The organism is Bacteroides ovatus, from assembly GCF_001314995.1.
In the GTDB taxonomy this organism is placed as follows: Bacteria; Bacteroidota; Bacteroidia; order Bacteroidales; family Bacteroidaceae; genus Bacteroides; species Bacteroides ovatus.
Genome location: NZ_CP012938.1, coordinates 3,233,973 through 3,246,435 on the forward strand (window position 1 = coordinate 3,233,973; position 12,463 = coordinate 3,246,435).

The following is a 12,463-nucleotide window of genomic DNA, read 5'->3' on the forward strand; positions in this document are numbered from 1 at the left end:
TGACGATTCCATACTAAACTCGAAATATTTTCACTACATTCACAGCATGAAATGCAGAATTATACTCGAACTATTAGCAATTCTCTTTTTTACAGGATGTTATAACAGAGAACAAATTTCCCGACTTGACGAGGCGGAAGCACTGTTACAAAATAAGCCGGATAGTGCCTTAACAATATTACAACAACTCAAATCGGAAGGCAGCCAGGCTGAACAGGCCAGGTATGCGTTGCTTTATTCAGAGGCTTTAGACAAAAATCATATCAAAGCAACGAATGATTCGCTGATTCGCCGGGCTTGGGAGTATTACAAACATCATCCCAAAGATTTACGCCGCCAATGCAAGACTCTCTATTATTGGGGAAAAGTCAAACTGCGTGCAGGAGACAAGCCGGGAGCGTTACGCCTTTACCTGAAAGTTGAAGAGAAACTGAAGGATACCAATGAGCCTTATTATGCAGGGCTTTTATACAGTCAGATCGGTGAAGTGTATTATGACCAGATGAACTATAGCCGGGCTTATCATTATTTTCGTGAAGCTCGCAATAACTTCCGGCAGGCTGATAATACTCGCGAAGAAACAAAGGCAACTCTCGATATGGCAGCCGCAACTTTCAATTCGAAAGATATGGAGAAAGCCATGCGGCTCTATTCTGCCGCACTCGATCTGGCCGATGAACACAAGTACGATAAGTTAGCCAAAGCTAGCCTTACCAATCTTGCTTCTCTCTATGTGGTGTCAGGCAAGAAACAAATTCCCCATGACCTGCTGCAACGTATCGAACTTTCTGCCCGGCAAGATACACTATACGGATATCATACATTAGTAGATGTGAATCTACTGAAAAACCGTATAGACAGCGCACGCTACTATCTGGCTCTTGCAGAAACACATTCCACCGATATACGTGACATGGCAGACCTGCAATACACCGCTTATCGGATTGAAGCGCAGGCCAGAAACTTCGAGAAAGCAACCGAGAAGATACATCATTATATCTATCTGACTGACTCGCTGACACGCTCGAATATGCAATTCTCCGCCGGTATGGTGGAACGTGACTATTTCAAGGAACGCTCCAAATTCGCCGAATACCGGATGAAGAACCGTACTACCTGGGAAATTGCCGTAGCAAGTATTATTTTTCTAATAATAGGGGTAGCATACTACATCATCCGTCAACGCCTGCGCCTGCAACGCGAACGTACCGACCGCTACCTGCTATTAGCGGAAGAAGCCAACACCCAATACAAAACCCTGACAGAACACATGGAAGGACAGCGCAATGCGGAAAGCCATTTAAAAGGTTTGGTAGCTTCACGTTTTGACATCATTGACAAACTGGGAAAGACTTACTATGAACGTGAGAATACCGCATCACAACAAGCGGCCATGTTCCACGAAGTGAAACAGATTATCACCGATTTTGCAGAGAACAATGCAATGTTCCAAGAACTGGAACTTATCGTAAATACCTGCCATGATAATGCAATGGAGAAGTTGCGGAATGATTTTCCGTCAATGAAAGAAGCTGACATACGACTGCTTTGTTATATTTTTGTAGGTTTCTCGCCACAAGTAATCAGTTTGTTTATGAAAGATACGGTAGCTAATGTATATGCTCGCAAGTCACGGCTCAAATCACGTATCAAATCGGCAGAAACGGCCAATAAAGAGTTGTTTTTAGCACTTTTCGGATAGGTGTTAGACCTGTGTTAGAAATCTTAGAATACATCTTTCATAATCCATTGAATATCAATACACTTTAAATCAAATTGTTAGATTTGCGAGATTGCATCACAACCTGAATTTGATGCAATCTTATTACTTTTGCATTCGAAAAATTAGAAAAAAGAAAAGATTATGAAGAATATTGTTATTCTATTAAGCGCCATGCTTTTCATGGTAGCATGCGAAAAAGGAAACGAAGAAATGAAAGAAGCAAAAGTAGTGGTATCCGTTTATGATGAGAATGGAAAAATTGCAACGGGCGTTCCCGTAAAAATGTATAATGAAAAGGACTATAAGGTTTTTGAAAAAGATAATTTAACTTTGCCAACTGCAATCATACAGACAAATGAAAGTGGTATGGCCACCTTTGTACTGCCACGAGAGGAATGGTTTGCAACGCAGTCGCAACGGTTCCTGACATTCGTGATACAAGAAGGGGGCGGCCCTGACAACTATCAGATATGGTCTTCCGGCAAAACCGTAGAAGCCGGAAAAGCCGTAAAAGTAGAAATACGTTTAACCCAATTCCCTAACTAAGCCTTTATCACATGAAGCAAACTAGACTTTATATAATTACAACACTTTGCCTGCAAATGGTTCTGGGAGCAATATTACTAAGTTGCAGCACCGAAAATGACGAATACAAGAAAGATTCACCTTCGGCAGCAAATCCTGTTGAACCCATAGGGGCTTCACTTGAAGATTTCTCCATAGAACAATTGCCCGCAAAAACAATTTATGCATTAGGAGAGAATATAGACTTAACCGGCCTTAACGTGACAGGCAAGTATGATGACGGGAAACAACGCCCCGTAAAGGTTACCTCGGAACAGATCAGTGGTTTCTCATCATCTGTCCCTGTCGATAAACAGGAAGTAACCATAACAATAGAAGGAAAACAGAAAAGCTTCTCCGTGCACATTTCTCCTGTCCGTGTAGAAAACGGAGTATTGACGGAAATATTGAAAGGATACAATGAAATCATACTCCCTAATAGTGTGAAATCAATTCCTAAAGACGCCTTTAGGAATAGCCAAATAGCAAAGGTAGTACTCAATGAAGGACTAAAATCGATTGGAGATATGGCTTTCTTCAATTCAACCGTCCAGGAAATTGTGTTTCCATCAACCTTGGAGCAGCTTAAAGAAGACATCTTCTATTATTGCTACAACCTGAAAAAAGCAGATCTAAGCAAGACTAAAATCACTAAACTTCCTGCCAGTACATTTGTATATGCAGGTATTGAAGAAGTGTTGTTACCCGTGACACTAAAAGAAATCGGATCGCAGGCATTCCTCAAGACCTCTCAATTGAAAACCATCGAGATTCCGGAGAATGTAAGCACCATTGGTCAGGAAGCATTCCGGGAAAGTGGTATTACGACAGTGAAGTTACCCAACGGTGTTACAAACATAGCAAGCAGGGCTTTTTACTACTGCCCGGAATTGGCGGAAGTGACCACCTACGGGAGTACTTTCAATGATGACCCCGAAGCTATGATCCACCCCTATTGTCTTGAAGGATGTCCGAAATTGGCTCGCTTCGAAATACCTGAAAGTATTCGGATATTGGGACAGGGATTACTGGGTGGTAATAGGAAAGTGACCCAATTAACCATTCCGGCAAACGTCACACAGATTAATTTTTCGGCTTTCAATAATACAGGTATTAAAGAAGTAAAGGTAGAAGGGACAACACCTCCGCAGGTATTTGAAAAAGTATGGTACGGATTTCCGGATGATATTACCGTCATTCGTGTTCCTGCCGAATCTGTGGAAAAATATAAGAACGCAAATGGTTGGAGGGATTTCACAAACAAGATAACAACGTTCTAACAGTTCTCCAGTTTTTCGATTATAATCGAATAAAGTTGGTTTAATATCGACTTTTCCGGTTATAATCGAAATAACTTAAGAAAACACTATATTTTCGATAATAGCCGGAAAAATCAGTACTATTAGTTTATCTATTTAAATCTCCCCATTCACCCCCAAGCCGAACAGAGCAAAATCGCCCAGGCAAGGATCATCCGGAAAGACCTCTGCCAATGCAGTCGTTATCTGACGGGCATTTTTCAGAGAAAAAGTTTCCGTATCCGTCAACTTGAAATAATGTGCTACCCGGCATACATGTGTATCTAAAGGAACAATCAAATCTCTGCGATCAAAACTTTCCCAAATCCCCAAATCGACCTCCGAATCCCGACGAATCATCCAACGCAAAAACATATTCAGTTTCTTTTGAGGACTTTTGGCAGAAACTTCAAGAAATGCACATAACTTTTCCATTGGTATTCCGGGATATAACATCAAAGCTTCCTCCAGACTTTCAAACTGTGTATAAGCTATATATAATCGCCGAAAGTATCCATAAAAATCAGCATACGACAACATCCGATAAAAGCTATTGGTTGCTCCTGAAGGAAAATCCTTCTCCCACTGGCAGGACAATACATACTGATAAGGCGAATCTCCCATTAGCCCGTGCAATTCGTCCGCTTTCTTCAAGATCTGTTTGCGATTGCCAAAACTCATAATCGCCGTCAGCAAACCGCTGACTTCGATATCCTGTTTCAGCGTATAACGATGGGGAAACTGCACCGGATCGCTTTGTATAAAGTCTGCGCGATGATACATCTCCGCACACATTAAAAGTTTATTCTTTATATCTTCAGTCATTTCGAGAAAGTATCAAGTATTGAAAGTACAAAAATACATATTCTAGTTGGATTTCCTCTTTAAGTAAATGACGGATTGTATCCCTAATAAAATAACAAAGAGATATTCTGCCGTCATATACACAGTCAGAGAAGCATGAAAACATTCACTTAACAGATACAGATAAATTAAATATACAAGAATGGTGATTAACTGGAAGATAAAGGCGAGCTTCGTCTTTCCTGTACCGGTAACAGCATTGATATAAACATATCCGGGCAGTGCAAAAGCATAATTCAACAGCATAACTATAAAAGGATAGAAAGCTAGTCTCACCAGATTATCGTTATTCGTATAAAATCCGATAACCCATTGGTTACCCCAAAGAGCCATAACTATCAATGGACCCCCCACGGCATAACCCAACCTAAGAACTTTATGGCAAACGGGAAAAAGTTCCTTCCCCTGCCCCGCCCCAATTAGATTGCTGACTAATGAACCAGTAGTGGATGCAAAAGAGTTGACAATCACAAAAAAGACGGTAGAAACACTACGAGTAATATTGGAAATAGCAAGCTCTGTCCTTCCCAGATGCTCGATAGCAACGAAGAACAGAAACCAGGGAGCAACGCTGACAAAAGAGTGAAGCATACTCCATATAGATATCCTCAACAACTTTATTAACACTTTCCCATCATAAACGACCTTCAGCCCATATTTCACTTTATCTACCCTCACCCACATATATAATAGGAGTACGATAAAAGCTCCGAACTCTGCCAAAGAAGAAGCCATCGCCGCCCCGGATATACCCAGATTCAGTTTGAATATCAGCAGATAGTTAAAAGGAATATTGATACAGATAGCCATGATAGCTGCCACGGACAATGCTTTGGTCGTTGTTATCCCTACCAGAAAAGACCGGAAAGCTAAAAAAGGAAATGAGAATAACAAACCGAAGCTACGCCAATCCAGATAATGAATCACTGCCTGATAAATTTCATCCGAAGTTATCAACCGGCACAGGATCAAGGGAGAAGCCAAATGGAGCAATAGGCAAAGAATGACTGCCATCCCCGACAGGAAATATACTCCCTGAAAAAATGTACGTCCCGTCTCTTTATAATGTTGTTCCCCATTTCTCCGGGCAATCATCACCTGCAGCCCGATGCTGAATCCGAAGCCCAGCATATAAACAGCTAAATAATAGATTCCGGCAAGCGCAGAAGCTCCCAGTTCGACTTCTCCCACATGCCCCAGGAAAATAGCGTCGGTAATATTGATTAATTGTTCCATCAGAATGCTCATCATCACAGGAAAGTTGATGAGCCATATTTGCTTATATGTATAATTCATTGCTCAACTTAAAAATAACACGATACGGTATACCACATCATAGCAGCACACAGTTCCGTAAATTTATAAAAATGGATATAAAACTCTTTGACAGGCGAGTAGTTGCCTGTCGGATAGCTGAATAGCCCTGTTAGAAATGATGCTATTCGTTGAGCGTAGCTATATGCAGAGTTTCATAAATGGATGAATATTGCTGGTTTATCAATCAATTACGCAACAAAGATAAGAAATCTTATTTTCATATCCCAATGTGGTATGGTATTAGCAGATTACTTATAGTAAAGAAATGTATTAAAAACATTGATTGCAACATTAACAGATTGATTTATACAGATATACCATATTCTAAAGCTAAGGAATGATTCTTAAATATCTTTCTCTTTTGAAAAAAGGCATATCATTTTGAAAAGAGTAGTAACCAATAAATAACCAGATAACAATGAAAGTTTGTAAATTCGAGAAAATTAAAGATGAGGATGAAATGAAGCAAGTAATCAATTGTATTCAGAAAGAACATCCTTATGTAGCTGTAGTCCCTATATTGGCACAATTACAGGAGTGGTTACAGGCTATTTCCATCAGTTGGTTTCACGAAGAAGATGAAGTTTCTCATACCACAGTCAATGCCATCGAAGCATATTGCTGTACCCTTGCCAATCATCTCATTACAGATTCGCACTTAAATCAGGAAATTAAAAACCGGATTCTGGAGTGTATAAAGAAAATACATATACTTGTAGAAGACAAAGCAGATTTACTGATTGATAAAATGATAAAAGCGGAAATATACGGATTATCCAGCGATTTATTCACTTATTGCTTACGTCAACAGGGTCTTCGTGCCCAAACATTAGATACCGGCAAACTTATACAGATCAACCTGGAAAGAAAGCCGGACATCCCATATATTCAAGAATCTATCCAACAATACATTGACGAGAACCGGAATGTAGATATTTTTATCGCCCCACTTTCCATTTGCAGAAATGTGTATGGTGAAATAGACTTCATGAGCGAACAACGCAATGATTACTATGCAACAGTGCTTGCCACCCTATTCAAAGCGGACGAAATACTGTTATCCACCCCTATCAATCATATCTACGCAAACCGGAATTGCCTGCGAGAACAACATTCACTAACTTACATAGAAGCCGAACAACTGATTAACAGCGGAGTACACCTGCTCTACGCAGATTGTATCACCCTTGCGGCACGCTCCAATATAGTTATCCGCCTAACCGATACACACGATCTGTCAACAGAACGACTCTATATATCTTCCCATGACACAGGCAACAGTGTCAAGGCCATCCTCTCACAGGATTCGGCTACTTTTGTGCGTTTTACCTCATTGAATGTATTGCCCGGATATTTGTTTATGGGTAAGATATTGGAAGTTATCAACAAATATCAAATCAATGTCATCTCAATGGCCTCATCCAATGTATCCATCTCGATGATGCTGACAGCCAGCCGGGACACCCTGCGAATCATTCAAAGGGAACTACATAAATATGCCGAAATGGTTATGGACGAAAATATGTCTGTAATACATATCATCGGCTCCCTTCATTGGGAACGCACACAAGTAGAAAGTCATATTATGGATACTATCAAAGATATCCCCGTATCTCTCATTTCTTATGGAGGAAGCGATCATTGTTTCACACTATCTGTACATACCACAGATAAAAACAGACTGATTAGTTCGCTATCCAGACAATTTTTTGAGAGGCAGTGCGCAGCCTGATTCAAAGCCGGATAAAAAGAGACATCTGAAAGCCAAATAAAAAAAATAAAGAGATGAAAATAGCTATTATAGGAGCCGGACACATAGGGAGTGCAATCGTCACTTGTCTGGCGCAAGGACATCTTTACAATGAGAAAGACATTATTGTCTCCAATCCAAACATTGATAAACTGGAGAGACTGCAAGAACATTTCCCTGCAATACACATAACGACCGATAACCAACAAGCCATATCGGAAGCCGAAGTAATCGTCCTCGCCATCAATCCCTGGAAAGTAGATGAAGTATTGTCTCCTCTACGTTTCTCACGTACACAAATCCTCGTATCTCTCGTGTCCGGAGTATGTATCTCCCACCTGGCTCATTTGACAGAAGCCGAGATGCCTATCTTTCGGGCAGTTCCCAATATGGCCATTACAGAACGTTCCAGCCTCACTTTGATAGCTTCCCGCGGAACCGATAAAGAATATCAGCAATTAATAAAACAGATATTTGAAGAAGGAGGAAAATGCCTGTTCCTGCAAGAGAAACAACTAGATACCACTTCCGCATTAACCTCCAGCGGAATAGCTTTCGCCTTAAAATATATGCAAGCGGTTATGCAGGCAGGGATTGAGCTAGGAATTCCCGGCAAGGATGCCATGCAAATGGCAGCGTATAGCATGGAAGGAGCGACAGAACTGATTCTGAATCATAACACTCATCCATTGCTGGAAATAGAGAAAGTAACCACTCCGGGTGGAACCACTATAAAAGGATTGAACGAACTGGAGCACAAAGGCTTCACTTCTTCTATTATTCAAGCCATCAAAAGCAGTGCCACAACTTTGATTGATAAAGAGGAAGAAGATGTAAAAATCTTCCGGTAGTCCTTATGGTATGGTTTCTCAAGTCCTTTTTGCCTATTTTGAAATGCTATATATCCCAAAGACAGCATAAAAGGACTTAAGAAAATATATGCTTAGATTTTATATTCCTCTATCTTCCGGTACAGGGTGGTAAGTCCGATTTTCAACAAACGGGCAGCTTCCGTTTTATTCCCCTTTGTATATTCCAACACACGTGCAATATGTCTGCGTTCCATTGCGGCCAACTCAAAACTGCCTACACTATCATCCGAACATTCATAATGAGTGTTTTGGATTTCCAAAGGAAGATCACAAATATCCAGTCGCCCCCCTTCACACACAATCAGGCTACGCTCAATCACATTTCTCAATTCACGGATGTTCCCTTTCCACGGCTGTTGTTCCAGCGCTTCCAGAAAAGCGGGAGTCATCTCATTGATGGCATACGAAAGTTTTTCGGAGAAACTTTTGGCAAAAGCAGTTGCAAGAATTCTGATATCACCGGTACGTTCACGAAGCGAAGGAAGATGCACCTGAAAAACCGAAAGACGATAAAACAAGTCTTCACGGAAATGTCCTGCTTTGATCTCCTCCTGCAGGTTGCGGTTGGTAGCAGCAATGATACGCACATTGACTCTTGTCGGCTTGGTATCACCGATCTTTATATATTCTCCCGTTTCAAGGATACGCAGTAACTTTGCCTGCAGTTCGAAAGCCATCTCTCCGATTTCATCCAGAAAGATCGTTCCGTTATTAGCTTCTTCAAAAAGTCCTTTCTTATCCTTCAGCGCACCGGTAAACGAGCCAGCCTTATGTCCGAACATCTCGCTTTCGAGCAGTTCTTTACTGAAAGACGAACAGTTGACCGCCACAAAATTCTGTTTGCTCCGTTTACTACTATAATGTATAGCTTGCGCAAAGACTTCCTTTCCTGTTCCTGTTTCCCCCGTCAGTAATACGGGAACATCTGTCACAGACACTTTCTGCGCCAGAGATACAGCCTCTTTCAACACCTTTGACTCACCCAGAATAGAATCGAACGAGTACATCTGCCCGACTTTCTTTTCCAGTTTTTCCAAACGGACATTCATCTTTGCTTTCTCCACGGCACGGCTGATTAAAGGAATAATCTTGTTATTATCATCTCCTTTCGTTATATAATCAAATGCACCGTTTTTAATAGCCTGCACCCCGTCGGGAATATTGCCGTGAGCAGTAAGAAGAATCACCTCTACATTGGGAGCTATTTTCTTGATGTTCAACACCAGATCTACTCCGTTTCCATCAGGAAGAAAAACATCGCATAAAGCTACGTCGGGCGATTGAATTTCCAGTTGTTTGAGGGCAGCTTTGCAATCACCTGCCTGACACACTTCATAGCCCTCAAGTTCCAGCATACGAGCTAAAAGGCTGCGAATCTGGACTTCATCGTCAATAATAAGAATTTTATTCATACAATTTATCTACATTAAATAGAAGAATGAAAAACAGGGTGCGCAAATATAGTTTTTTTATCTGAATCCATGAACATTTCTTCCATACAGTTTGTTCTTTCCACAGGAAACTATTTACGCTATAAACAGATGAAAATAATTATTATTGGGGGAGTTGCAGGAGGAGCCACCACTGCTGCCCGAATCAGACGAGTAGATGAAACAGCTGAAATTGTCCTTTTAGAAAAAGGAAAGTACATATCATACGCCAATTGTGGCCTACCCTATTATATAGGGGGAGTGATAGAGGAACGGGATAAATTGTTCGTGCAAACGCCCGAAGCCTTTTCTACACGCTTTCGCGTAGATGTACGTACAGAAAACGAAGCGATTTTCATTGACCGGAAAAGAAAGACAGTGACCATCCGGCAAAGCAGTGAAGATACTTATGAAGAGAGCTATGATAAGTTAGTCATATCTACCGGAGCCTCTCCGGTACGCCCCCCTCTTCCCGGAATCGACCTAAGTGGAATTTTCACACTAAGAAATGTCACCGACACAGATCGGATCAAAGAATATATCAAGAGCCACGCCCCACGAAAAGCCGTTGTCGTAGGAGCCGGATTTATCGGCCTTGAAATGGCGGAAAACTTACATGCACAGGGAGCGAAAGTATCGATTGTGGAAATGGGCAATCAAGTGATGGCCCCTATTGATTTTTCGATGGCATCACTTGTTCATCAACATCTGATGGATAAAGGAGTAAACCTCTATTTGGAGCAAGCTGTCGCCTCTTTTAGCCGGGATGGAAGAGGATTGAAAGTTACTTTCAAGAATGGCCAGTCAATCTCTGCCGACATCGTTATTCTATCTATCGGCGTACGTCCGGAAACCAATCTGGCACGGGCTGCCGAACTGACTATCGGTCCTGCAGGAGGTATCGCTGTAAACGATTACCTGCAAACCTCTGACGAGTCTATTTATGCCATCGGTGACGCGATCGAGTTCCGCCACCCGATCACGGGCAAACCCTGGCTCAACTATCTCGCCGGACCCGCCAACCGTCAGGGACGCATCGTTGCGGACAATGTCCTCGGAGCAAAGATTCCTTACGAAGGCTCTATCGGTACTTCAATCGCAAAGGTTTTCGACATGACCGTTGCTTCAACCGGCTTACCCGGCAAGCGTCTGCGTCAGGAAGAGATAGACTATATGTCGTCTACCATTCATCCCGCTTCCCATGCCGGTTACTATCCGGATGCCATGCCGATGAGCATTAAAATCACTTTCGATAAAAAGACAGGAAGATTGTATGGCGGACAAATCGTTGGTTACGATGGGGTGGACAAACGGATTGACGAACTCGCACTTGTCATCAAGCACGAGGGAACAATCTACGATCTGATGAAAGTTGAACAAGCGTATGCTCCTCCGTTCTCTTCGGCCAAAGATCCGGTAGCACTGGCAGGATATGTAGCTGAAGATATCATCACAGGCAAAAACAATCCTGTGTATTGGAGAGAATTGCGAGACATTGAAATGGAAAATAAGTTCCTATTGGATGTCCGCACCCCGGATGAATTTTCATTGGGTAGCTTACCGGGTGCCGTGAATATTCCGTTGGATGAACTTCGCGACCGGTTGGCAGAATTACCGAAAGATAAAATGATTTATACATTTTGTGCAGTCGGGTTACGGGGGTATCTTGCTTACCGTATACTGACACAACACGGATTTGACAAGGTACGTAATCTCTCGGGAGGATTAAAGACTTATCGGGCTGCCACTACTCCCATCATCATACGGGAAGAAAATGGAAACGAAATAGACGAATCACCCATACAAAAGGAAACCGCTTCCCAAACCAGTCAACCCAACGTTTCTACAGCTCCCATCACTGCTGCAGCTGATGCTTCCGCTACCTCTGCCAAAACAGTCCGGGTGGATGCCTGCGGGTTACAGTGTCCCGGTCCGATTCTGAAAATGAAGAAAACAATGGATACACTGGTTTCAGGCGAACGGGTGGAAATCACCTCTACCGATCCGGGTTTTCCGCGCGACGCCGCCGCATGGTGCAGTTCGACGGGTAATCAATTGATTTCGAAAGATACCTCCGGAGGAAAATCTATTGTTGTCATAGAAAAAGGAGAACCAAAATCGTGCAATATTGTTACTTCATGTGAGGGCAAAGGAAAAACCTTCATCATGTTCAGTGATGATTTGGATAAAGCCTTGGCTACTTTTGTACTGGCAAACGGCGCAGCGGCTACAGGACAAAAAGTCACCATCTTCTTTACTTTCTGGGGACTGAACGTTATCAAGAAGTTGCACAAACCGGAAACCGAAAAGGATATTTTCGGAAAAATGTTTGGTATGATGCTGCCTTCCAGCTCCAAGAAACTGAAACTTTCTAAGATGAGCATGGGCGGAATGGGCGGAAAAATGATGCGGTATATCATGAACAAGAAAGGGATTGATTCACTGGAATCTTTGCGCCGGCAAGCTTTGGAAAACGGTGTGGAATTTATCGCTTGCCAGATGTCAATGGATGTGATGGGAGTAAAACAAGAAGAACTTCTGGATGAGGTGACCATTGGCGGCGTAGCAACGTATATGGAACGGGCGGATAACGCAAACGTTAATCTATTTATTTAAAAAATGAACTAATAAAATATTCAAATAAG

At 42.0% G+C, this 12,463-nt stretch carries 8 protein-coding genes and 2 pseudogenes; 7 read left to right on the top strand and 3 right to left on the bottom strand.

Going from position 1 to position 12,463, the window contains the following annotated elements; all coding sequences use genetic code 11:
• Positions 1 to 46: 46 nt before the first annotated feature.
• The 3 genes from Bovatus_RS12770 (at position 47) to Bovatus_RS12780 (ending at position 3,567) form a co-directional block, all read left to right on the top strand.
• Entirely contained in the window at positions 47 to 1,702 is a 1,656-nt protein-coding gene (locus Bovatus_RS12770) for a tetratricopeptide repeat protein (RefSeq protein WP_004296181.1), read from the top strand.
• A gap of 162 nt (positions 1,703 to 1,864) precedes the next feature.
• Positions 1,865 to 2,269 carry a hypothetical protein gene (locus Bovatus_RS12775; RefSeq protein ID WP_004296182.1) on the top strand — a complete coding sequence of 135 codons (405 nt, stop codon included), beginning with the start codon at positions 1,865 to 1,867 and terminating at the stop codon, positions 2,267 to 2,269.
• Between the two features lie 11 nt (positions 2,270 to 2,280).
• Positions 2,281 to 3,567 carry a leucine-rich repeat protein gene (locus Bovatus_RS12780; protein ID WP_004296183.1) on the top strand — a complete coding sequence of 429 codons (1,287 nt, stop codon included), beginning with the start codon at positions 2,281 to 2,283 and terminating at the stop codon, positions 3,565 to 3,567.
• A 135-nt stretch (positions 3,568 to 3,702) separates the two neighbouring features.
• On the opposite strand, the gene Bovatus_RS12785 is transcribed toward Bovatus_RS12780, so the two are convergent.
• Together Bovatus_RS12785 and Bovatus_RS12790 are read right to left on the bottom strand one after the other, a co-directional pair.
• Positions 3,703 to 4,410, bottom strand: a complete 708-nt coding sequence (locus tag Bovatus_RS12785) for a TIGR02757 family protein (protein WP_004296184.1) — start codon at positions 4,408 to 4,410, stop codon at positions 3,703 to 3,705.
• Positions 4,411 to 4,452: 42 nt separating this feature from the next.
• Positions 4,453 to 5,745, bottom strand: a complete 1,293-nt coding sequence (locus tag Bovatus_RS12790; protein ID WP_004296185.1) for an MATE family efflux transporter — start codon at positions 5,743 to 5,745, stop codon at positions 4,453 to 4,455.
• Between the two features lie 439 nt (positions 5,746 to 6,184).
• Here Bovatus_RS12790 and Bovatus_RS12795 point away from each other — a divergent pair, with 439 nt between their 5' ends.
• Both Bovatus_RS12795 and proC read left to right on the top strand, forming a co-directional pair.
• Positions 6,185 to 7,498 (top strand): amino acid kinase family protein, encoded by a 1,314-nt coding sequence (locus Bovatus_RS12795; protein WP_004296187.1) that lies wholly within the window; start codon positions 6,185 to 6,187, stop codon positions 7,496 to 7,498.
• A 53-nt stretch (positions 7,499 to 7,551) separates the two neighbouring features.
• Positions 7,552 to 8,367, top strand: a complete 816-nt coding sequence (proC, locus tag Bovatus_RS12800; RefSeq protein WP_004296188.1) for a pyrroline-5-carboxylate reductase — start codon at positions 7,552 to 7,554, stop codon at positions 8,365 to 8,367.
• 92 nt (positions 8,368 to 8,459) lie between these two features.
• Here proC and Bovatus_RS12805 read toward each other — a convergent pair whose 3' ends face one another.
• Positions 8,460 to 9,800 carry a sigma-54-dependent transcriptional regulator gene (locus tag Bovatus_RS12805; RefSeq protein ID WP_004296189.1) on the bottom strand — a complete coding sequence of 447 codons (1,341 nt, stop codon included), beginning with the start codon at positions 9,798 to 9,800 and terminating at the stop codon, positions 8,460 to 8,462.
• 129 nt (positions 9,801 to 9,929) lie between these two features.
• Between Bovatus_RS12805 and Bovatus_RS12810 the strand changes: the two are divergent.
• Positions 9,930 to 11,588 (top strand): annotated as a pseudogene (locus Bovatus_RS12810) (FAD-dependent oxidoreductase); the annotation flags it as partial.
• Between the two features lie 117 nt (positions 11,589 to 11,705).
• Positions 11,706 to 12,434 (top strand): annotated as a pseudogene (locus Bovatus_RS25890) (DsrE/DsrF/DrsH-like family protein); the annotation flags it as partial.
• Positions 12,435 to 12,463 lie beyond the last annotated feature (29 nt).